The 24125-nt window shown below is 55.0% G+C and carries 11 protein-coding genes; all 11 read right to left on the minus strand.

All coding sequences use genetic code 11. The features are described 5' to 3' along the window. Positions 1 to 28 precede the first annotated feature (28 nt). The 11 genes from H1B37_RS29460 to pglX all read right to left on the minus strand — a co-directional run bounded on the left by H1B37_RS29460 (position 29) and on the right by pglX (position 24124). Positions 29 to 2998 carry a serine/threonine-protein kinase gene (locus H1B37_RS29460; RefSeq protein ID WP_182870874.1) on the minus strand — a complete coding sequence of 990 codons (2970 nt, stop codon included), beginning with the start codon at positions 2996 to 2998 and terminating at the stop codon, positions 29 to 31. Between the two features lie 540 nt (positions 2999 to 3538). Further along, a complete protein-coding gene (locus H1B37_RS29465) occupies positions 3539 to 4588 on the minus strand; it encodes a hypothetical protein (protein ID WP_182870875.1) in 1050 nt (349 codons plus the stop codon). Between the two features lie 488 nt (positions 4589 to 5076). Further along, complete coding sequence (locus H1B37_RS29470; RefSeq protein WP_182870876.1) at positions 5077 to 6243, minus strand: ParB N-terminal domain-containing protein; 1167 nt, start codon at positions 6241 to 6243, stop codon at positions 5077 to 5079. A gap of 43 nt (positions 6244 to 6286) precedes the next feature. After that, positions 6287 to 6733 carry a DUF1580 domain-containing protein gene (locus H1B37_RS29475; protein ID WP_182870877.1) on the minus strand — a complete coding sequence of 149 codons (447 nt, stop codon included), beginning with the start codon at positions 6731 to 6733 and terminating at the stop codon, positions 6287 to 6289. Between the two features lie 781 nt (positions 6734 to 7514). Next, positions 7515 to 8261 (minus strand): hypothetical protein, encoded by a 747-nt coding sequence (locus H1B37_RS29480; protein WP_182870878.1) that lies wholly within the window; start codon positions 8259 to 8261, stop codon positions 7515 to 7517. A 140-nt stretch (positions 8262 to 8401) separates the two neighbouring features. Continuing rightward, a complete protein-coding gene (locus tag H1B37_RS29485; protein WP_182870879.1) occupies positions 8402 to 10492 on the minus strand; it encodes a DEAD/DEAH box helicase in 2091 nt (696 codons plus the stop codon). A gap of 363 nt (positions 10493 to 10855) precedes the next feature. Beyond that, positions 10856 to 12172 (minus strand): BREX system ATP-binding protein BrxD, encoded by a 1317-nt coding sequence (brxD, locus tag H1B37_RS29490; protein WP_182870880.1) that lies wholly within the window; start codon positions 12170 to 12172, stop codon positions 10856 to 10858. A 7-nt stretch (positions 12173 to 12179) separates the two neighbouring features. Continuing rightward, a complete protein-coding gene (gene pglZ, locus H1B37_RS29495) occupies positions 12180 to 14888 on the minus strand; it encodes a BREX-2 system phosphatase PglZ (protein WP_182870881.1) in 2709 nt (902 codons plus the stop codon). Next, positions 14885 to 18595: a DUF6079 family protein gene (locus H1B37_RS29500; RefSeq protein ID WP_182870882.1), complete on the minus strand. Its 3711-nt coding sequence runs from the start codon at positions 18593 to 18595 to the stop codon at positions 14885 to 14887. The genes pglZ and H1B37_RS29500 overlap by 4 nt, the downstream gene beginning before the upstream one ends. A 187-nt stretch (positions 18596 to 18782) precedes the next feature. Further along, complete coding sequence (locus tag H1B37_RS29505) at positions 18783 to 20495, minus strand: RNA/DNA-binding domain-containing protein (RefSeq protein ID WP_182870883.1); 1713 nt, start codon at positions 20493 to 20495, stop codon at positions 18783 to 18785. Next, entirely contained in the window at positions 20492 to 24124 is a 3633-nt protein-coding gene (pglX, locus tag H1B37_RS29510) for a BREX-2 system adenine-specific DNA-methyltransferase PglX (protein ID WP_182870884.1), read from the minus strand. Before pglX ends, H1B37_RS29505 begins: the two co-directional genes overlap by 4 nt. Position 24125: the final 1 nt, after the last annotated feature.

Here is a 24125-nt window from a genome sequence, read left to right on the forward strand (position 1 = left end):
ATCTACGAAGCATCTCGGTACGCCCAGTTCATTCGATGAAGACGACGGCACCAAGCCCCAACAGAACCGCTATACCAAGGCTCAACAATAGTGTGAAGACGGCTAGAACGGTGTACCGCTTTAGCGCAGCGTCTAAGCCTTCCGTGCTCGCACGAACGTAGATCGATCCTATCGGCCTATCTTTTGAGTAAGGGGTTTCAATCGTCTTGGAGACATGCAGATATCCGTCCGCGAAAACGGACGCATCTCGGAGAGGGGGTAGGTGCACGTCGCCAGAGACTGATTCTGAAGCCTTGAAGCTGGCGAACCGGTCCTCGTCCTCCTCATCAACGAAGATTTGGGAAAAAACAACCGCCGGTTCCAAACGAAGAGATTCGAGGACCTGTTCACACGTTTCCTGATCGCCGAACGCCATCGGGAGCACACTGGCGTCACCGACGACGTCGGCTAGACCGCTTATCCTCTGCACCAGATCTAGTTTTGCGGACTGATACCTCTCGACGACGCTCGCAACTGTTGCTGCTATCAACACAACGCTGATCACGGCAAACCACGACGCAGCACGACGGCCGATTACTCTTTTCGCCTTTTTCATCATTTCTCGCTGCGGCTCGGTCCATTGCTCCTTTTCGGTCAGCCGGTAAATGCTCCACCAATCTGACAATGACGGTAGGTACCTGTTCTCCTGCTTTGTACTCCAAAGCCTCGATAGTTCGGCAAGCTTCAGCTCGGCTCGCCCTGTTCGGGTTTCTCTTTGTTTGCTAGTCAACCACTCCCGCAAAATTGGGACGAGGTAGTCATGCGTCAGCTGAAAGCAACGTCTGTTTCCGTCTTTACGAGAATCCGGCACATTCCCCGACTCCACACCATCGGGGGCGGTCGGTGAGATGAGCCGCAACTCGCTATCCAGCAGGCGGATGAGTGCGTCGAAATCGTCGACACGATCGGCGTAGCCTGAAGCGTCCAGCAACTCGTCGTAAGACTTCATCTGCCCCTTGATCTCTGACTCAGGAACAAACGCTTGAAGAACCGCGCGGGCCGCTTCTTGATGATATCGGTGAGCGGGGGATGCCATTGATGACGAGAACGTCTCCTCCAAGAAAGTGATTCCGATACCTTTCGTGCCACCGAGTTCCCGCAATGTGGACGGCGTCCAGGCCTTGGCCTTCATCATTTGCGCGAAGAGTGCCAATCGAACGCAAATGACCATCCCTGATTCAGACAACCCGCTGACCGCAGCTTTGACAAACTCGCTCTGCTCGCTCTGGAGGGCGTCTGGTCCGTCGGATATCGCACCGTAGGCTCGCCCGAACGCTGTAAGCACTTTGACGGCGTGGCGTTCCGGAAAGAGATCAACGGCTGACACGTTTTGATCTTCCAAGAGCCGAACTTCCAACTCCCGCAGAAACCGGGTCACAGCCATCCAGAAATCGTCGCGCACGATCACCAGACATTGGACGCGGCCACCGTCACACTGCCGTAGTGCATTCACCAAGTCGGCGTTTCCTTCCTCATTCGTGCTGTGCAACCACTGCTCAAACTGATCAAGAACGATCAGCACTTTCTTGCCGACCGGGATACCTTGGCCACGCCGCAGCGCCGCGAGCGTTTCTTTGAGGCTCAAATCGTGATCGATTGCCGGGAAACGGTTCTGAAGCCCACGTAGTATCCGATTCTCGATGTCGTCGGATGTCGTTTCGATGTACACGCTGATCACATCGTCGACGAGTCTTGGCAGCAAGCCCGCTCTCACGAGTGACGACTTCCCACACCCCGACGGTCCATAGATCAATCCAACTGAGAATGCAGTGTCAGGATCGGTTTCCTCAATGCGGGTTTTCCAGAACCGCAGACTGTCGGGTAGGCCGTTGCGATCACGAGGCCCAGGCAACAGTTCCAGGAAAAAGTCAGCATCGTGAGCGTCAAAGGACCGAAGTCCTTTCGGTACAATCCTCACGGGTTGACGATCGCCGGAAGAACTTGAATCGAGCGGCGTGACTTGATCAGTAGCAGGGCTTCCCGACGATACTGCAGGGGAATCCAGCCGGATCCCTTGCGTCACAGGATCAGTGCTTCCTGGCGTCACACCATCCTGGATTACGGTCTGTTCAACCAAGAAGTGACGCAGATCTTCAGTCAGATCGTAAGCCGATGAGTACCGATCACGAGCACGCTTCGACATTGCCTTGTGGCAGATCCGCTCGAGTTCCTTAGGGATCTTCTCGTCGTATTGACGCAAAGGGCGAGGCTCGTAGCTTGAAATCTGCTCCAGGAGTTCATCGCGCGAATCACCATTGAACGGTCGACGACCAATCAGAAGTTCGTAAAAAACTACGCCCAAACTAAAAATGTCGCTTCGTCCATCGACCCTGTGGCCCTCGCCACGCGCCTGCTCAGGTGACATGTAGCTTGGCGTCCCCGCATATCTTGGACCTTTGCCAACATCTTCCTCTCGGAGCGCCAACCCGAAATCTACGACGTGGGGCTTGCCGTCGTTGCCAATCAGGATGTTGCCCGGCTTTATATCCCGATGGACCAAGCCTTGCTTGTGGGCGTATCCCAACGCTTCGGCGACCGTGGCGACCAGTTCGGCGGCAACGCGGTGCGTGAAACGATGCTGCTTTAATCTGGACGATAAATCAGTTCCATCGATGAATTTGCAGACGACGAAGCAGGGGCAATCATCTGTCGTCCCGACATCGTAAACCGGAACGATGTGGTCATGATCGAGACTTGCAACCGTGCGCGCCTCGGCCAGATAGGCCTCTGCATCTTCAGGCCGGGAAACAAGATGGGCGTGTGGGACTTTGACGGCGACGGGCCGATCGAGTCGTTCGTCGTGCCCCAGATACACGAGACCAAAACCGCCTCGCCCCAAGACCTTCTCGATCCGATAGCGACCGATCTGTTTTGGTCGTCCAGTAGATAGGGCATCTCCCCGAGGAATGGTCTCGCACCGTTCGTCCAGCGTGAAATCTTCGCTATCGGGATTCGTCACGTGTCGCCCCCTTTGTGGTCATGGTTCTGCCACACTTCGAACGCAATCACGCCATCGTAATCGACCGAGCTAGGTGTTTGCAGCCATTTCGAAGCCCGTAGTCGATCAACTTTCAAGGATTTGTTGCCGTGCTTTTCTCCAACGAACTGCCATTGACCTGAAATGAGGGATTTGCGGGACTCGCCAGAAAAGCATCTCAGTCTCACACGGCAAAACGAGTTACTCGTAGGAACATTTGAACGCCGCTGGTCGCCGGCGACCGTGATTTTTTCGGCGATACCGCAGGAAATCGCGAAACGATTTCGACTTCACCTCGATCGTTTGTCGAAGTTTCAGGCTCCACAAATCGCGTGAAATTTGAAAGCACTGCTGACAAACGAATATCAGTCGATCGGAGTTGTCGAAGCAGCGTCATGTTTCCTTCCGGTTTCCAATTACTGCTCGCGCCCAATCAGGCAATTCAACGCCAACAACACCCGGCAACTATCGTTGGGGGCGGCCAGTGCCAACCTCAGTATGTAAGGATCCCTTCGTCTTCCTTCAAAGCGATCCCGTTTTGACCGTTGGGCTTACACCGAACCTGGAGAACTCGTCCTTGATGATTTCGCTCATCGTCTCACCAAAACCGACGCGTACGATCATTGCGTCGTGAATTGATTGCAGGATTTCATCCTGAAAGTGCGTCCGCATTCGGTTTCCAACTCGATCGATCATGATGAACGACTCAAGTCCCTGCAGTAGACACGCGAGCGCTTCATGTTTCTCCCTTTTGACTTGCCGAACGAACCTGGCGATTCCGGGGAAGTCTTCCAAGATCACTTGAAAAACTGGGTTTGCTTCGGCACGTGCTTGCCTGTCGAACATCGGAATCAGCGTCGCGCGTTTAATCTGCTTCGCACTCGCATCACGCATGTCGATGCGCATCCGTTTACCATTGTCCCGTTCGATCCACTGCCATGCAGGCTCATCAAATTGGCGAACGCGGTCCTGCATGTACGGATAGATTTGGCCTGTTTCACACAACCTAATCCACTCGGCCACGTCATCCGGAATCGACGTGGACAGCCCATGTGCCCCTCTGCTGGAAAAAATGCGCGACATCACATTAGTATGGCACGCCGTGTTGTTGTTGCTGTATGCCGTGGCCGCTGCCAGCCCAGTTAACAGTAGTTGGCAGCACGCCACATCGACGTTGCACAGTTTCTCGCCGTGTTCCGTCGTCAAACCGCCTCTCGTGTTTCTAGGCGTTTGAGTTAGCAATGTGTGTAAACGCCCATAGGGACAGCGTACCGCGTGGTGGTCGCCAGAGTCCCAACGAGCTTGAATGTAGGCCGCCCAGTGATCACCGTACGGAAACGGGTAACGTCCCATTTTGAACTTGCCCAGGTTCCACCACAAATGGAGTCCCGACGGCCTGAGGTTGTCCGGGTCGATTGAACGGAACACGGTCGCTGCTCGCCGGGCGGGCTTCGTGTCCACTTCCACGAACTCGAATTCTCCGGTGCGGAATTCTGGGGCGAATCGAATCGCTTTTGGAAATTGACCAGCGAGGTAGCTAGGGTGCCTCTCGACCACATTTGCACGGATCATCTGATTTAGTCGATCCGGGTAAGACCGACCAAGCAACTCCCTGAGTTTCGATGAATGGCAGCCGATCCAATGTCCGGCGGTGCGTCTTTCGAACGTCATTGACGTCTGCCGCATCAACCACGCGTAAAACACAGCAACGCGAGCACGGTCAGACCGGGTTGCGGGCAGAGAAACTCCGTAAGGCACCGAAAGCACGGTCATGGCAAGAGCAAGGACGCGGAAGGAAATTCGATTCGTTCGCTCGCAATTCCTGGCGAATGGCGAAGACGTTGGCTGTCACGCTGGGCTCCACGCGCTTTGAGCGTTCGGAAATTGAAGCGGTGCATCAACCGACACCCGGCGCCCAATGGAGCCCCGATTGCACACCCCCAAGATCATCTGGGGATTGTGGGATCCTGACCACAACGTGAGGCCCTCGAGACGAAAAGAGCCTGTCACATCCAACGTCGTCGGAAACGAACGATGCACACCGTTTCGGCCCCGTGGGGCTAGACACTGACGCACCAGGACGCGTACAGATCACTTTCACGGATTGAAGCCAGCGTCCCAGTGACTTGCGCGATGGACTCCTGGCACTTCTCGATCCCGAGACTGATCCGCACATCCCAATACGCTGCGAAGTCGAGTAGCATTTCCGATTCCTCGTCAAGCGTCTCCACGGCCGACCGGATGTCAACGTTATCAGTTTCCCTCGATTCCGCGAAACAGTCACTTTGCGCGACAGATTCCTCCCAGGCCGGACCAAAATGAGCGCGTTCGCTGTAGACTCTCGACCTTGACTTCAGCCTGAGAGCAACTTTAGGAAGGTTTAGCCGATCCGCATGGCCAGCCGCACTGCAGTGCACATTGGCTATCACGCTATTTAAAATTCGACACTGCAGAGTGTCATACACGAGTTGGAGTTCCCCGGGCGTTGGCGAGAGTGCTTGAAATTCGGCGATTTCACGTTGACGCGGCGTGGCACATAAGAGTGGTAGTACATCACTCGTCAAATCCATCCCGAGAAACTTAGCGATGGCGGGTGGCGACCAACTGATTTCCCTGAGAAAGAATGTGGATCCTGCAAAGAGGTCCCACCATGTTTCACAATCGAAACGACGGGAATCAACATCGCTGTCCGGAAACAGACCAGCGGCAACTCGTTCATCAATCGGAGTCGCCATTTTCCTCGACTTACCGTCACGTCCAGTCCGTTTTTGCAACTTCGGAATTTCCGAAGTTGACTCCAATCCGTCACGCCATTTGGCAACCGTCTTGTCGGACACCCCGCACATTTTTGCGATAGCGGAGTTACTGAATTCGGGACGTTCGCGTAGCACAAGATGAGTATTGTGACGTCTATCGTCCGCAGACAGCCGCTCTCCTAGCTGGTTCGCATTGTCCTTCAAGCCAAATTCAATCGCCTCCCAGCGACCTCCAGTTTTCACTTGGCATTCAATTGCAGAGAGACCGAGCCTCAACGCTGCTTCGATGCGATGATCGCCTGCAGCAAGGAAATAGAAATGACCATCGTAGAATACGACGGGAGGCGGAAGGTCCACCCCCTTCTCGTACAGGTCCGCGTATTCATCGGCAACGTCCAATCGAATGTGCCCGCGGGTTCGTGATGCTTTACGGTTGATTTGATCAATTTGAACAACTTGAGTTTTCATCATTATGAGATCCAATTTGGAGAAGTAAAAACCAACAATCGAGTCGCTACATTCCTTCCGCTGCCAACTCCGCATCCGCCCGACTGGAATCCAATCCGTTTTGGGAGATCCGTTTGGGCAAATTCACATTTGATTCGTCGGACCCGTTGAGTCGCTCAAAGAATCGCGAGAGCGCTTCTATTGACGTGACGCGCTCGCCACCAAACAGTGCGGATTCAAGACGAATGCCTCGAACACCCCGCGTCATCCATCGGTAGAGCGTCGAGCGGTGACGCTTTCGTCCGCCAGTTCTACACGCGTCGCGTATCGAGATCGTCGTTTCCTGAAGCACAGACGTCTCTGGGGCAACTGGAAATTTAGGATCATTCCGATCATTGGATTCGTTGTCTTTGAACTCATTCGATTTGTTCATCGTTGCTTCTCTTGGGTCTTCAAGGATTCGAACATTCACACCCGGTGTTTCCATGGGCGATGAAGCTTCGGTCTTGGACATACGGAACACGTTCAACGAAGTACCGGGCATTTAACTCGTAGCGGCCAACCGAACGATGCTGACGTTTGGAATCGCACGTACGGTTAAGCTTGCACCTCTAAGGCATCGGTGACACGTGTCGGACAACACGTTTGGACAACGCTGCAACCAGTCGCCGTTTCAGCGTGAACACTTTCGTGGCAGTCGGTTGATCAGTGTGTGGCCGGCATCAGTGATACGGCTTGACACACGTCGCTGTCACACGCGAACCAAAACCTATAAGAGCGTCAGAATGGAGTCAAACGCGACAGGAATCGACTTAGTTGTATACAGTTGCATGGTGGGCCCTCGAGCAACTGTTTTATTGGACCGAAGTTTTGAGGTTCTCAATAATTGCGAGCGTTTAGGCTCGTCCTGCGCACCATTGCCATTTAAATATTTTTCTATTTTCAGTCTGCCGCGAGTACCGCCTATGCCGCCGCCGAGCATAGCAACCTCGGAATCTCCGAAGTTAGAAGCAGTTCCTCCGCTACCAAGCTACGCACCCGTCAGTTGATATGGGGTGGAGGATGCGAGAGTAATCATGGCCCGCAACACGCCCTATTGCCGCTCGTTGGAGGCAAGCAAATTGCAATCCCAGAGCATGCGGAGAGCGGCGAAGAGTCCCGAGGGCGTGTCTGAAGACCGGGCAGATGCCCAGGAACGAACAGTGAGTCAAAGAATGAATCAAGAACTACGTCGGCCCTCCCAATCCCAAACTTCCTTCACCGAATTCGTGTTTCCGGTTTCGCTGCACACGAGATTACGCCTTGAATTCTGATGCGATCAGCGAGGACAAGAGTTGGTCAAGGCTTTTTAGATCTTCTGCGTCGTCGGAGCACTGGTATTCTGATTCATCCCGGTTTACCCAGGCTTCAGCAACCGTCCAGTCTTCAGGTTGCGCGGTGAAGCGGACTTGGTAGATGCAGTGTCCTGTCCAAGAACGGTGCTGGTAAAGCCAGCAGTCCTCGAAGTAAGCAAACCATTTATCCTCCATCATTTGCGGAATAAAGCCCTGCCGAATCCGCGACATTTCCGCGTCGGAAAAATGCCGATGATAGTCGAGTTGCTGACGCCTCCGTGGCATCGGCTTGCATTTCCAAGTGCTCTTGTTCGCGAACCGCAGTTTGCCTTCTCCGCCGCGCACACCAGCGCCCTGTGTTGATTCTCCGCTCCTGGACACGATGTGGGGAAACAACTGATCGATCCATTTCGAATCCATCGCCGTAATGTAGAGATAACGGACGGGGTGGGAGCCAGCAACCGCCGCGAGAAGCCCTGAACGTCCTCGATTTACCGTTCGCAAAGTGTAGGTTCGTTCGATTGGCGAATCGGGCGAACTTGAATCGACATACTCCAATGAATACTCTCTCTTTCCGGTTCCAAGCGGAACAACGTTTCGAACGAGGATCGGTGACCAGCTTCGTTCAATGAGGTCGGACGCCTTGTAGTCGTCGCCAAACGATAGGCAGGCATACCACTGATCTTGGGACAGCGTAAATCGAGTCATAGGTCAACTTGCTGATGAAACGTCGAAAGCCCATCTGCAACTTTGACGCAACGGAGCGATCGATCGATGGGGTCAAATAGAATACATGAGAAACAACGAAGGTGTGGAAAGGCCTGCAGGACGGCAGTGAAGCGTTCTGTTCAACCAAGAATCACCGATCGTCGCCGTTCCCTCAAAACCTGCTCAACTCCTGCTCGATCATCGAAGCGAGTGCAAAACAATTCGGACGCAATCCCCATCGGTAGACATTCTGAAAACTTTAGATTGTCCATCGCGTCGATGTTTGGGATCGGCTTGACCGATTCCGGACCAATTCGGTCAATTTGCTCTGAAGCTGCATCGAACGACGATGCCGGAGGAAAGCTGAGACTGAGATTATCGGCTTTGACATCACAGTGGAGTTTCAGCGCGTCGGCCAACAAAGAATTTGCAATGCCGCCCGCAAACGTCCACCAGCGAACATGCCCATTTGGCATCTGCACTAGACTTGTTGCGTCGTCGGAAACCCAAGGATGTTCTTCACGAATGTCGTAAAGTTTCTGAATTGCACGTTCAGACCATGCCGCATCGTTGTCGTCTGCACTAAGGATGCGTCGGATACTTTGGCAGACCGAGTGATTGAGTAACTGCCCTTCACCCAGCCAGCGAGACCGCCCTTTCTGGTCCGTCGGCTCCACATAAGCAATTCGGCGTTTCCAATCCAGATGCTTCGTCTTCCAATTCCGGCCAGCAAGCACCAAGATGGCAGGACCATCGTCGCGTCTGTAGAACGTTGATTCGTGAACCTTTCCCAACTCCTTCTGCCCGAACACGACAGTGAAAAGCGGCGGTGAGGTAAACACCGACAGGATGTCCATAAAGTTTCGGCGGCCAAATGCTCTTTCGCCTTCGGGAGCGAATCCCAGCAGGCCGCCATCGCTCCACAGGAGCCCGGCCGTGATCATGTGCTCAACGAGTTCCCCAACCCGTTCAGGCGGCATTTGGGCAAACCCTGGAACGTCCTCCACCCACGGAAACCACTGTGACCTACCAATGCCTCGCTCCTGAAGAATCAGTGCCATCAACTGCTGAGCGAGAATGTGATACGGGTACGCCGGTGCTTGCACCGGCTCAACGTATCCCCGCTGCCAAAGTTCGATGAGGGCGGCGGCACGAAGAAGTCCTTCATCACCCGTCGCAAGGAACAGACAATTCCGGATTGCACCAGGGCGGCGTCCAGTGCGTCCCATGCGTTGAAGGAAAGATGAAACTGTGCCGGGGGCATCGATCTGCACCACTCGATCAAGATCACCCACGTCCAGTCCAAGTTCCAAAGAACTGGTAGCCACGATCACACAATTCTGACGCTGGGCGAACGCCTCTTCGGCTTGCCGCCGCTCATCAAGGCTGAGTGAACTGTGAGAAACAAATGTGTCCACGCCGTACTGGCGAAGTGAGACGGCCAATTGTTCTACGCGAGAACGGCTGTCGCAGAAGACCAAGCGTTTCTCGCCTCGATGCAATAGGCTAACGACCTTGGCGGCATTGTCGAGTGATCCCACGAAGTCAAGTTGCACGTCAGGGGGCGTCGAGTCGCTCCCCTTCGGCCATACAACCTTTTGCGGTCGCTCGGAACCCGACGACAGCCAGTCGAGCATCTCCTCGGGGTTGCCGACGGTGGCCGACAATCCAATTCGCTGAAGGTCTCGATTCGCAATGCGAGCGATCCGGGAAAAGACAGACAATAGGTGCCAGCCACGATCATCCCCGGCGAAAGCGTGAAGCTCATCGATGACAACCACACGAACATTCTCGAAGAAACGGTGGTGATCGACCTTTTGAGAGACCAACAAAACTTCCAACGATTCCGGCGTCGTCAGCAGGCAATCGGGCTGCTCAGCGATGATCCGTTTGCGTTCGCCTTGTGGCGTGTCGCCGTGCCAGAGTGCTGCTTGCCGACCGACCAGCCTCATGTACTTGTCAAGCCGCTGCTCCTGATTGTTGAGCAACGCCTTGATTGGGCTGACATACAGAACCGAGATTCCCGACCACGACTCATCGAGCATTTGAGAAATGACGGGGAAAAACGCCGACTCCGTTTTCCCACCCGCGGTCGGCGCAAGAATGACAAGATTGGCCCCCGTCAAGAACGCCTCAATCGACAACGATTGCACCTCGCGCAACTCTCGCCAGCCAAGGGAGTTCACGATGTGATGTTGGAGAGCGGGGTGTAGTCGATCAAAGGCATTCATACAGAAATCTCTCGTGCGGTGCTATCGCACCCAAAACTCCGGCTCGCCTCGAATAACAACTGGTTGGTCCTCAGTACACCAAGCCACGCCCAATACTTTCTCCCGCGATGACTCGTCGCCAAAGACGATCGGGTCGTCCACTATTTCCTGCAAGAACTGTTCGTTTGCGGACTCGATCAACGCTGGTCGTGTTAACTCCTCTTTTAGAGAGGCAATCTGTTTTTTAATCTTTGCTGCTTCAGGGCCCGAGGGATGTGACCTAAGCTTTTCCTCAAGCCACGATTGGCAACAACCGTAGCCGGGAGTGTCAAGCCTCTGAAACAAGCGTTCTGCGTATCGCCAGTCGAATTCCATCACCTGTGCTCACAAATCCAGCTCGATGTCGTCAACACTCTTCGCCTGAGCTTCTCGCTCGACGTTGGTCATTTCATTGCTCGTGACGGTCAACTGATAATGTTCTCGGGGATCGAAGTCGTCGAACTGGTCGATTCGGTCCAGCACATCCCCGACAAGCTTCTTGAGAAACAGTCGTGGAGTGATGCCGACCTTGCCCCCGAGCTTGCCCGTCAACGAGCGAGCCAGGGCGTCGATGTACTCTGCATTGGCCATTGAACGGATTCGTTCTGGGGCACGGCAATCGGCAGCAAATAGGTCTCGCACCTTCGTTCCGACTTCCACCAGACGGTCGTGGTCGAACGTCGTCAGTCGCAACTGCACGGCACGGGGATTGTCAAAGCGGGCATCGGTTTGAAAGTCCACATGAAGTCGCTGGGCAAGCGGTTCGAGCCGCTGGATCCCCTGGGGGCCGTCATAGAAAGCCGGGGTGCCCGTGATAACCAGGTAAAGGCCGGGAAACCTTCCACCATCGATATCATCGATCAACTGGCGCAGCGCGTTGAGCCCCTTCTCGCGTACATCAGATCGAACACGCTGAATCGTCTCGATCTCATCGAGCACAAGCACTAAGCCCGAAAAACCCGAATCCTTCAGGATCAGCAGCAATCCACGCAGGAAACTGAGAGCGGCGAAGTGGTCCACGTCCCCTTTGATGCCCGCTTCCCTTTTGACCGATGCAGCAATGTGTGGCTGCCCTGCCAGCCAACCAGCCAGACCTTCCGCTGTCGCGTGATTCCCAGCTCGCTGTGCCGTCCGGTAAGACCGCAACGCAGCAGCAAACTGGGGTGTAGCCCGAGTGATCTCGACGAGCCGCTGCTCCAGCAACTCATCGGCCCGGCTTGCAAGGGCATCTTCGTCGCTGGGATCAATTCCGCCCTCGGCAAGCACATCTTCTTCAAGGCCGTAAAACCAGCCATCGATGATCGAGCGGAACGCTCCGAGAAAACAATCTGGCGTGGAGAGTTGCTCCATCGCTCGCCGGTAAACGGTTTCCAATCGGTGCAACGGAGTTTCGGCTTCCGATATTTGAACCTCGGCAGTGGCAAAACCTTGCTTCTTCGCGTATTCCTGGACCCATCGTGCGAAAAACGTCTTGCCGCAACCGTACTCACCGCGCACTGCTTTGAAAATCGCGCCCGCCTGCGCTACGTCCGTAAGCTCTTCGGCAATCACGCTGTCGAAACGCTGAAGCCCCACGGCCAGGAAGTCGAGTCCACGCTGCGGCACCGTGCCTTTTCGTAGGGCGCCGATGATTTCTCGACGTCGTTCAGGGCTAATTTCCATGCTGCACTCAATCAAGATCGAATTGGCGTTTCAACTTTCCTAGATTTAGCTCCACCCGATTCTCTGTCCAATCCATGGTGAGAATCTCATAACCATCGACATTCAATACCCGCTGCATTTTCACGATCAAACCATCCAGCCGAGCCATCGACACCTCCGCGGCTTTTGCGAATGCGGTGGGCGTCATGATTCCCCCGCTAGCATTCAGTGCGGACAAACAGGCCGCCATCACCGCATCGTCGACAGGATGGCGACGGATCATGGCTCTTTGATTCTTGTAAGCATCGGATGACAGCAACACTGCAATCCAATCCGCAGCGTTTTCTTCACTCTTGGTCGGCTGGCCTACCTGCTTCGATTTCGTAACGGGTTGCTCTTCCAATTCCAAATCGAAGAGCGTTGGCGGGTCAAGCTTCTCCGGCACAGTGATCGTGATTTGGGGCTCATCGACCGAGGGAGAAGCCGTTGGCGCTGACGACCACCAGTCAGGTTTCGGGTACTCGCAGCGAGAGAGACGTGAGTAGGCGCTCGTCTTGTCAGTCAACAGGATCAGCGGGCACACCATCTCTTGTGAGGTGGCTCCACCGTGATAGCCGTTGTGCTGGGACTTGTAGTAGACGGACTCCGACCATGGCACAATGATCGTGTTGCCACCGACGACAACCCGTTCTCCCTCGATCACGATTTCATCTTCGTGACACTTACCGTCATTGACCCGCCAACGGCTGCTTTCGTCATGGCGACGATTCCGCCCGTCAGGCCGATGCCAGACATGGCCATGGTCGCTGGCAAGGATAACAACCCGACCTGAGTCTCTCGCTAGCCGCAGCAGGGAACCGAGTGGGCTGATCCGACTCAACGACCAGCGGTCAATCACTTGTTGGGCATTGGCCAATCGGTCATCAATGGCATTGATGACGACTCCCACGACCTTGTGAACCTGCGAAAGGACCTTTTTGGATAGCGATTCCGAGATGGAACCTCGGTTTCCCTCCGTGAGGTCGTTCTTGTGAAACAAGACGGGTGGATATCGCTTATCGCAAGTCTTTGCCAATGCTTTGTGTTCTCGGAAGTTGCGTTCCTCGACATCCTGTGCGCCGTGGGTTAGCAGGCCAGAAAGCAGGCTGGCACGCGAGTAATTGGTCACACTGGGAATTGTTGCGACGACGGGCAATGGCGGCTTGCCTGATTCGTCCAGCGTCGACTCAAACCAGTGGTCTTTGCGGATGTCTTCAAGAAGTTCGCGACAGACCGCCCAACTCATTCCGTCCAGCACAACGAACAGGACTTTATTGCCTGCCTCAACCACCTTGCTTACGACGTCCCCTAAAACATCTTCGACACCGTGCACGCCCGTTTCCTTGGATCCAACGGATGTCCAATCCGCCAGCGATTTGGCGAAACCGCAATTCATCTCCTCACGAAACTTCAAGACCGTTTGATCGAGTAACTGATACGCCGCTGACAGATCGGGTACGTCCTCTCCCCGGCAGAGCGGTTCTCGTGCCCAATCCACAAACGACATTTCGCGAACGTGGTAGCTGGCGTGTTCATCGAATGAAGTAGGGTCTTGCGATGGTTGCTTCAACCACCGAACCAGTCGAACCGCCATCTCTGCGTTGGAGACTTGATCCGTGTTTCTCCCCGGCTTCGCCAAGCGATGACCGGCGATGTCATGGAGACGCATTTCGCAAGCAGCAATGGTTTCGTCGCTGGTGTCTTTCACGGCGGCGGTGATCGCTTTGCCGAGGCGTCCCAGTCGCTGCTCGAACGCCATCCGAGAAAGCGTGTTGCGATAGGCATGGTCGGCGCAAAGGAACTGCTTGATCAGCTCGTCGGCCCGTTGCAGATGATCCTGTGCGATTCGAGGGTCATCGTGACGGTCGAGATCCGCGATCGCATCAACGGCGATTCTGCCGAGCGTTTGACCGATGTTTTTCGGAATCGGCTTGTTGTCGTGATACTGCTCCATTCGAGCAGCGGCGGCATCGAGTGTGGGCTCATCCCCGATTCCAAAAACCACCTGACAGGTCACTGCCAACGCAATCGCATCGCGACCGGCGTTGCTCTCGATGAATCGGAGAATGGATTCCGCGGCGTTGCCCAAATTGTGGACCAACCGACGACGCAGGCTTTGGCAAACGTCGTCGGGTACATGCTCGTACCGCGTTGCTCCCTGTTCGGATGCAGCCCATAACAACAGCGAGACAAGATCGGGCTCCCGCTCGCCCATGTCAAACACGTGACGGCAGATGGCACGCCAGACTGTCCCGCTATCCAGAACCCCCGCCGACACGGGTGGGTAGCCGTCCGGTGGCGCATACTCCATCAATGCTTGTGCGATCGGAGCTTCACAGATCGAACGATCCAATTCCTTTGCCTTGAACATCGCGCACAGGCTGGCCCAGTGATCTACCGGGAACAATCGACTGCGAGCGAGGCGTCCTACCACATCATGCCCAAGATCGTTCTGCTGCAATCCGGTCAACACGACGATGCGGTTCTTCGCCTTCTCCGCTTCAAGCAGCGCCTCGCGGATTTCAAACACGGTATCGGCACGGAGAACCCTGGCGGTACCGAAACTAAACTCGATCTCGCCCGGCGCTTTCATGGAGGGGGCAACATGAAGACCGACAGCCACAGCATCGAGGTCACGCTGCCACTTCTCTTCCACCAGTGATCGAACCTGCAACGAACTCAACATTCCCACGCTCATTCGGACTCCTCCTCCAGTGTCCAATGGATCGTGAGCCGCAGCTTATTGTTTCCTTCCAGTTGTTTGATCAGAGCATTTGCTTCCGCCAGAGACTCCTGGTGACTGAGACGAGATCGGCTACGGGTGCCGACGGTCGTCCAACCTTTCCTGGGCGGCACTGGCGGAGCAGGTTCGACAGGTGGCTGGGGGGCATCCGGCTTCGGTGGTTTCGGCGGCGTCAGAAGCTTGATCGCTCGGCTCTCGGCATCTGACAGTTTGGCTGCAAGACCACCAGCCACTGCAAGTTCGTCGGTACACAAAGCCGAACACACATCCTGGAGCAGCATCTCCGCCTGCGTTTTCCGGTCGTCGCTCAAATTGGAGACGCCATCGAACAAGTCCCACTTCGTATTTCGCAAGCAATCGAGAATCGAACTGGCTGACTTAAAACTGCGTCCCATAGCCGTGCCGGAGGTCTGCATCTTGGCCGAAGCGATGGCCCCCACCAGCGCCGTAGCTTCTTTGCCCTCGCAGTCGGCCAACAATTGGCGGACAGCCTTTGCCGTGCAAACCCGGTCGGCTTTTTCGATATCGCTGTCGGAGACAGCCAAGTTCGTCAGTACCAGTTGCAAACGATCCGGCAAACTGTCGCAATCGGCCCTCAGCCCCGAAACTATGTCTTTCACCTTCGATGCCAGACTCGTCAGGTTGCCCGCGTTCAACAGACGAGAGATCGCCAGCCCAAACACCTCGGAAACTCGTTGCACGGCAGTTTCCCAATCTTTCACGTCGGGAAGCTGCTGTTCGACAAGCTCCAAATCGCCGGGCATGTCGTCCAGTGTTGGTTCGTAGTTGCCGCCCCTGATCTGAGAAACAAACGATCGATTCGTCTGATCCGCATACACCAAAATCAGCAAATTCTGAATCACAGGCGGCAGCCCCCGCTCCTCAGGCTGATCCATCCACCGTCTAAGGTCGGCCACGGTCGGATGCGGCTGGCCGGACTGGGCCAGCATCCGGTTGAAGTGTGTTTTCCAAAACGTCCCCAAAACGAACGGCGTTTCATGCATCTGCCCCAGTTCGAGCGGATTGCAGATGTTCCGCAGCTTTGGACGCAGCGGTTTGTCGTCGACAATGATGCGACCATCTTGTGTACGCGCTGCTTCCTGACACGCTGCAAGCACTTGTTTTAAGTCCTTGCCTAGTTTGACCTCTTGACCGAATTTCGGATGTTTCGGGTACTGATGCGACAGGGCTTGGTCGAGCAGATGCTCAAGTGCCTCGCCCAGGTTGGCACCCACAGGACGTTGCACGACAAGCGACGGATACAACGACTGGAAATGCGACTCCGACATGTCATAGGCACTGTCCAGCGAACCCGGGGTCGGTTCACCACGGATCGCGTACGCGGCCTCGACCACCTGCGTTATCCGGGACTGAAGAGCGCTCTGCTGGTTCTTCAGCAGCAACCTTGCTGTTTCCCGATCCTGCATCGACAAATGCTTGGCGTACTGATCAAGATTGCTGCCCCGCAACAAGTGATCGATGATGACCAACTTTCCCAGTTCCGCTTGCGTGCGAGTTGAAAAGAAAGACGGCAGCCAAACGATCGTGCGATGTGACTCGTTGTTGTCACGAAACTTGTCCAGACGATCCAAGTCCTCGATGGGTGTATGCCCCTCGGAATCGAACGGGAAATCGAGAATCAGCTTCCATTCGTCGGCAGACCGCAGCGATTCATCGGGCAGTGCCCGGACGTTCGTGAACAGCACGTCACAGGAACGACGGCTTCCTCGCCACAGGAAGTTGTGGCCGATAAACATCTCGTCCTGATCGGGGATCCCCAGCGACTGGAACAGCATTCCACGAATGCGTGATTGCCTGTTGCCAGGATTGTCGAACACGCGGGCCGCTTCGATCAGGCTCTCGGTATCGACACCTTCCAACTCGAGTGCGACGGTGGGATTGGCCGGATCACCTTCGACACGCAATTCGCCGCAAATGCCGGCCCAGGTGCGGAGCTTCTGAGCGACAACCTGATGTTCCCGGCCTGGAATGCGCGAACGGATCGTGCCGTGGTTCAAGGCGGCCAGCCGAGTGCAGGTCATGTTCTTCAACGCATCGACACCCTGCACGAGCGATGATAACAACATGCTCTTGATGAGACGGTTGTCGTTTTCAAACCGTCCCAAGCGAGCTGCGATCTCTCCGTCGTTTTCGGCTCGCTGTTTATCAACTTCGTAATCGATCTCGTGCTGCTGCTCCAACATTGGGCGCAGCTTGTTTTGATACAGCTTTTTGGCGTTCTCGAAGCGGACTCGCATCACGTCAGTAAATGCTTCTTCCCCATGAGCCACTACGTCCCAGAGGTCACCCAGCGGAATCACGTCTCCCAGTCGCAACGTACCGCGCCGGTTGACTAGCAATTGCAACATGATTTTCAGTGCCGTGCGTTCTCGCTGAAGGGCACTCGACACGGCAACCAACGCTTGGATCAACGCCGGGCTGAATGGGTACACCTGCTTGAACATCGCCCGATCGGCTTCCCGTGTGAGCAGGACTTCCATGATCTCCTGCCGCACCTTGGCCGTCTGTTCAAACGCTTGCTCTAGCTCGGCTCGGCACGCATCGTTCCTGGGTTTCAAAACACGTTTTTGAGCGATCACCGGCAGGTTGCGGTCTTCCAGCGTGATCGTGTGGAAACGGCCCTCCCAGTGGGACAGCACGTCGGAGAAGTTCAGACTCTCCACGCCAGTGACGTTTTCTCCGATCAGATCACGCAGGTCTCGCTGACGAGCGACAAAGCTGATGATCGGCACGGGGCGTTCGGCCTTGCGGGACTCGACCAGCTTGGCGAGCTTGTTGCCTTCGGTTTGTACAAAGCTCAGGTCGGCCGAATGCGAGGCTAACCATAGAATCAACTCGTCCAGAAACAGAATCAGCCCGTCGTAACCAAGCGATTTGGCATGTTCACTGATGATGGCCAATCCTTCGTCCAAGTCGACATAGGCTTCATCTTTGCCTTGGGCGATTCCGCGGAAGGCGGGGAAGATGTTCTCGACCAGCTTGCCGACCAGTTGGCTTCGCTCCTTGCTCTTTGGTGGTGCCTCGATGGCAGCGTCGAAACGGGCCGCGTTCCACCCCTCGAGTTTTCCCCAACCGCCGCCTCCTCCACTATCGCCGCCTTTGTTCAGGTCTTCAAAGAACATGTCGTCGCCCAGACGCTCACGATGCGACTTGGCGTTTTCAAAGATTTCGTCGGCGAGATAGACCCCCGGCAGCGGAGCCGCGGGATGATGCTCTTGGACATAATCGACGTACCCGCCCAGGATCGCCGATTCCATGCTACGGGCCCCGATCATGTGGTAGGGGACCAGCAGAAACGTCTTGTCCTCGACCCATTGGTGGTCGTCGCAGACTTTGGCCAATTCGGGAATCGAACGCACGACCGAATTGTGCTGAAGCAACAGGTGCAGCACGGCCATGAAGTGCGATTTACCGGAACCGAAACTGCCGTGCAGGTAGCACGCCTTGCTATTGCCCGCCTCCACAGCAGAGCGAATGAACCCAAGTGCGTCGTCAAAACTGGCGACCAACTGGGGCGTGACGACGTACTGGGCCAGCGTCTTTTCCGGCTCGTTGACGCCCTTGGCCAGGTTCAGGACGAAGTCGCCTTTCCTCACCCGTTCGGGGAGGTCCAGGATCTCGGAGATCAGTTTATCGGGCATAGTGGATTGTCAGGAGGCGGTTTTTGAGGGTGGGAAGCAGGGGCGCAGCTACTCAGTTCCAGCAACCCGAGAATAGGCTAGAAATAGACTAAGGCTGAACGAAACGCGGCGATTTAGGCCATTCGCAAGTCGTTTCCAAGAAACGACTTGCCGCTTTCCAGGTGGGGCAAAATGACTTGAATATAGGCTAAGTTGTTTCATCGGTACCCTCTCTAGCCCTCTGCCAACGAGCGGCCGGGCCGCGTCCCTCGACGTGTAGCACTTTGTTCCGTCTCATTTCCTGCAGTAGATTCCGGATGAAGTTCTGTTTCTGCTCGTCGGTCAGCGCGTCGGACAGTTTTTCGGCGAGCAACCGGATGATCTCGGCACGACTGGCTTCACCTTTGGCAGCGAGGAAGTCCACCACCATCTTTTCACAGTAGTCCTTGTCGATCCCACGTCGGCGAAAATAGTCTTCCACCGTATCGGTTGCTTTTGCGACCTCGGCGGACACGTGCAATTTAGGGCGTCGTCCCTCAACCAGCTTTTTGCTGCGAAGTGACTTCAACTCGTCGTCGGTGAGGGGCTGACTCTTTTGAACCTTGTCGAGCGCGATCACATCCAGCAGATCGAGGTCGGTTTGGCTCATCAGCATCCGCGTGTAGTTCGGATCCAGAATCCGGCCGATCAGCCGCACCCGAACCCGGTCCGGATCGCTCAAATCGTAAGTCGGCATCGGGAAGTTTCGTTCACGCTGAATCCGGAACGTCCGTTTGATCCCGCTGCCGATCGTGTCGATCATGTTCAGGCTGACCATCGCCTGCGCCAGCAGCGGATTGGCCGAATACTCTTGGGGGCTGTCACGAACCACGACTTCTTCCACGCTGCCCGGGTAGAACCGCCCAAGGTTGGTGAACAGCAGCGAGTCTGGTTGTTCCACCACGATGATCCGTCCCGCTTTCTCGTAGTCCTGGTGAGCAATGCAGTTATGGAGGATTTCTCGCAATACCCAGGGATCGTATTGGCTGACCTGAACGGGAAAAAGCGTTCCGTCGGGCAGGTGGCGGATCGTCAGGTTGCGGATGTTGGAAAGCAGGTCGTCGACGGCCAACAGGAACGGTGGATCAAAGTGTTTGTAGTCTTGTTCAACATTCGTTGCATCCTTCAGGATCCAGGTCATCCGGGGCTGAGCAGGAGCGACGTGGTGGGTCGATTCTTGCTTTCCCAGGAGGATTAAGGCCGCCCGCGTCAGACGTCCGTCAACCGCGACTTTGATCTTGTTTAGAAACGTCGCGTCGTCCCAATCCCAAACTTCCTTCGCCAGATGGGCCTTTCGAGGATCGCCTTCAAATCGGTCAGCAAACTCACCGCGGGCGCGTTGGACGGCATCCGGGTCCAGATCATTCAGCGTCGCGGATTCGCAAATGCCCGCTGACCAGTCGACGGCTGGGCCGGAGACGATCTCCCAGAGCCGCCTTTCTCGTTCGGGATGTTCACCGAGCGTCTTTTTATAGCTCCCGACACGAACAAAGCGTCGGCCCGAAAACGCAACAGGGGCGGTGTTGGCAGCCTGGACTTCGAACATGACCAACGGCACACCTTCCGCTTGAAACTCGAAGATGCGGAAGTTGATTCGCGGTGCGAGCAGCTTATTCAGCCATGGTTCAAGGTCTTCGTTGCCTTGCCCTTTTTTCTGACGTGGTTTGAATGACGTACCGACAATTCGGTGTGTACCATCCTCGACGCCCCACACGATGTACCCGAACGGCTGACTCTCCAGCGCGGCCGAGTTCGAAATCGCCGACAAATACTCCCCGATCATCTGTGGCGAGTCGTTGTTGTGCTTGAACTCCACCCATTCCGATTCGCCGGGAAGAGCCAGCAATTCCGCGAGCTTTGCTTGAAGCTGAGCGTCGTTCATCCTTCCGCCTTCTTCCTTCCGCCCTTACTTGTCCTCTTGCGACGGGTTTTCGCCTTCTTTGGTGGCTCCCACGCCCGAATTTCGTCGAGCGTCAGGCCGAGTTCATGGGCGTCCGCTTCTAGCATCGTCTGGAAAGACTGACCTGCGGTTTCACCAAACTCGGGATCGACTTCGGGATGCCACTGGTGAATCCAAGGGAGCAGTTGATCGAGACCAGCAAGCAGCGGCGTCAGTCGTTTGCCGTCCCAGCCTTCACGTTTGCGAGCGTCGTAGTAGGCGATGATGGCTGTGGCTTGCTGTAGATGGTTCCAGCCTGCCCAGCCCACAACAAGCGATGGGTCGCTTTCGGTCTGACAGTGAGGAAAGCTAATCCAGCGTTCCTTCGGAAGATCGAGCTTCCCTCGCAATCGCCAGTAATCAGACGAAAGGAGGTCCGCCGACGAGTACTTTGGCGGCACCTTGATCTCGCCAACTTCCTCGCCTGCGTCTTCTTTGCGTTGAAGCTGCCACGTCGCCTCCCAGACGGCTCTCTTTCGGAGTCCCGAAGGCTTGTAACGCAGTACTGGGAGGAAAGGGACTGATTCAGCACCAACCAGTTCGGAGACGAGAGATGAAACGTCAAAATCTTCTCGGCCTCGGTAAAAGTTGGCCACCTGTAGAAAGCACTGATCGCTGCTCACTTTATCCGACAATTTGGCAACTGATTGCAGACGAGGCTCGTGCTGATCGGCACTTGGCCAGTACCGCTCGCTTTCCAAGCGTTCGAGCATCCACCTCCTGAATGCTACGTCCCGCTCATTCTCCCGTGCCGCATGATTATACTTCCCTTGCCTTCCCCGCCACCGACGCTTGTAATGGGCATCTTCGATCAACGACAGAAACTTGCTAGATGAGATTTCTGATGTTCGTTCACGCCACAAATCCTTTAACTGACTTGGCCATTCTCTAGGAATTTCTTCCGGCACCGCAAATTTATCGACGTTGTGCTGACGTTGAATTTCAAAGGGCCGTTCACCTGCACCGAGCGTCACCGATGTAGAGTTTAGGTCCGCCGAGAATACCGAATCATTAACCAGACCAAACATCGCATAACAGGTAAAATCTATTTCTTCCTGTAGAAACACCATCGCAGACTTTATTGCCGCACGTTCTTTCTCGGACTCATCAAGCAATGTGGCAACGTCCGAGATGCGACCGTCATCCGCAACACCGAGAATCTTCTCATTGGCCAAGTCAGATGCCCTCGCCGAGAGAGATTCCACCTTTTTGACCAATGCAAGGAGCCGATCTCGCAACGGACCATCAAAAAACGTTGGCGGGAGGGGAAGGTTCTTTAGTTGTGTGCCGACGAACTCATAGGGCACTTGGGCACGATATGAAATCCGAATCCCATCTCCAGCCGTCATTTGCTTTTGCTGCGACACCTGCTTCATCCAAAAGCAAGCGACAGAACTGTTCAAGAAACCCAGCAATGCCAAGTGTTCGTCTTCAGTCGCTTCTGACGACAGCTTTACAACAGGGGCGGACTGTTTGAATACACTCCCACCCCTGTCGAGTACGAAATGGTTATGAGTTGCAACAAATGCGAAAACAATGGAGAGTGGCGTCCGGAACTTGTCGGCGGAAATGTGGCCGTATTCATACCACTGCATTCCACGTTCAATCTGAGTCTTCCTAAACCACTTGCGATTGGAAAGATTCGTCTTATACGGCCATAGCAATTTCAGAACAGTGCAGTCCGGCACTGGTGCAAAAGTAGAGCCATCATGTGGGAAAATCGCAGGCTCCACACTGGTAAGTTGCCAATCTCGAATAAGGTCGCCAACCACAAACCCTCTTGTGAACTCGCTTGGTATCCTTGCCCTTCGAACGAAATCACTGGTGACATGAAAAAGGTCGTCTTCAAGAGTTACAACGCCAATGCCTATGTCTGCGACTGATGAAAGTGTTGTGGTCGAGGCTGACTCCAAGAAATCCTTTAGATCGGCGGCTCCTCCACCTTCCAAGCTCCACGGGTGTGTAGAAAACGTCGTGCGGGGAACGTCAGCCGTCGAGTTGAACTCGTCTTCCGAATCTACGACATCGACCTGTCGGACGATGGATTTCCACACAAGTCCTTCTGCGGGATTCGCTGGAGTGCTTGGTTCTCCTTGTATTCCTAGGACAGCACGGACAGCTTCACTTTGAGGTACTCTGTTGCGGCCAAACAGTAGAACTGTTGGAGTCGCATGTCCGGGAATATAAGCGCCCGACGTATCCAGAACGTGTGTTAGGTCGATATGCGGGAAGAACTGTTCAATAAGAGTCTTTCCGAACTCCCGCTTCATAAACGAATTGGAAGTGATCTGGCCAACATAGCCAGACTGGCCATGAAAACCCGAAGTGCAAAGGTCGAAGAATCGTTCCACGAACGGAACTGACAATGAGTACTTTCCGGCGCAAGAAGGATACCGCTCACGATAGGCCGAATTTAGAACTCTGTCCTTCACTGTAATGTATGGTGGATTGCCCACGACGGCATGGTATTGCTGCCCTAAGACTTCTGAGATCGCTTCCTTGTCTTCGCAGGCGTAAATCTCTGGTGCCCAACTCTCTTCTTCTGTTCCGAAAAACTGCTGCTCGGATTTCTTCTTTCCTTCACGATCCCAGCGGTTTCCAAACAAAAGGCTGTCACCAGTCGCCAAATGAATGTCCCACGCTGGCGCATCCTTCAGTCGAGCAACCCCACAGGCTTTTAGCGCTGCAACGATCAAACGGAAACGGGCAATCGCCACTGCGAACGGATTGATGTCACAGCCCCAGACTCCATCGAAAGCCTTTTGAGCCGCCACAACTTCGTTGTCTTCCCGCTTGATCCAAAGATCGAAAAGACGAGCAAACCCGCCAAGCAGAAAGTGGCCTGACCCGCATGTCGGATCGATCATCCGAACTTGATCGAGTCCGAACTCGTCGATGGCCGGATCGAGCGTCCGATCCAGAATGAACTCCTCCACGAAGAATGGCGTTTGTAACAATGCGTACTTCTTCCGGGCACGCTCCGAAAGGTCTTGGTAAAGATCACCCAGAAAGCGAGTGTCGCCATCTTCGACCTCGAAAGACCGAGCGAGATAGCCAGTCTCAGCATCGATCTCTCGCCAAAAGCCCAGCAGTTTCATCGCCATGTCGCCGCTCGGCCCTACGGCCCAAAGCGGCGTCTTTCCTTCGGCAAACAAATCTCGACAGGCCGGAATCTTACCGACCTCACGGAACACATGCTTGAAGTATTCCCGGTCGGATTCGTGCGGATGCTCTCGGAAGTAAAGCTCGTGCATGTCTTCCGCCAGCTTGCGACGTTCACCTTCCCCAGCCAGCCAGCATTCATCGATCAGACGGTTGTCCTCCATGAACCGTACGAAGACGCAACCCAGTACCCACGCCACGGCAACTTGATCGAGATAGTCTTCTCGCCAGACCTCAAACGCATCCGCCGTGCGGCCACCCTTCTCAATCTGCGTGTACGCTTCCCGCAACCCAGCATCAACTTCGGTGCTGTAGGGATCGTCCTGCGCCGTACTGCGAGCGAGCAGGTCAGCGGACAGGTCCGTGACCAATTTTTTCAGTTCAGGCAACAGAGTCTTGATGTCCAACATG

Source organism: Stieleria mannarensis (genome assembly GCF_014154935.1).
Taxonomy (GTDB): domain Bacteria; phylum Planctomycetota; class Planctomycetia; order Pirellulales; family Pirellulaceae; genus Stieleria; species Stieleria mannarensis.

Excerpts from the sequence above, each read along its gene's own strand:
- brxD (WP_182870880.1), bottom strand. The coding sequence starts at position 12,172 with ATGGAAATTAGCCCTGAACGACGTCGAGAAATCATCGGCGCCCTACGA.
- H1B37_RS29485 (WP_182870879.1), bottom strand. The coding sequence starts at position 10,492 with ATGAATGCCTTTGATCGACTACACCCCGCTCTCCAACATCACATCGTG.
- H1B37_RS29475 (WP_182870877.1), bottom strand. The coding sequence starts at position 6,733 with ATGTCCAAGACCGAAGCTTCATCGCCCATGGAAACACCGGGTGTGAAT.
- H1B37_RS29505 (WP_182870883.1), bottom strand. The coding sequence starts at position 20,495 with ATGAACGACGCTCAGCTTCAAGCAAAGCTCGCGGAATTGCTGGCTCTT.
- pglX (WP_182870884.1), bottom strand. The coding sequence starts at position 24,124 with ATGTTGGACATCAAGACTCTGTTGCCTGAACTGAAAAAATTGGTCACG.
- pglZ (WP_182870881.1), bottom strand. The coding sequence starts at position 14,888 with ATGAGCGTGGGAATGTTGAGTTCGTTGCAGGTTCGATCACTGGTGGAA.
- H1B37_RS29470 (WP_182870876.1), bottom strand. The coding sequence starts at position 6,243 with ATGATGAAAACTCAAGTTGTTCAAATTGATCAAATCAACCGTAAAGCA.
- H1B37_RS29500 (WP_182870882.1), bottom strand. The coding sequence starts at position 18,595 with ATGCCCGATAAACTGATCTCCGAGATCCTGGACCTCCCCGAACGGGTG.
- H1B37_RS29480 (WP_182870878.1), bottom strand. The coding sequence starts at position 8,261 with ATGACTCGATTTACGCTGTCCCAAGATCAGTGGTATGCCTGCCTATCG.
- H1B37_RS29465 (WP_182870875.1), bottom strand. The coding sequence starts at position 4,588 with ATGATCCGTGCAAATGTGGTCGAGAGGCACCCTAGCTACCTCGCTGGT.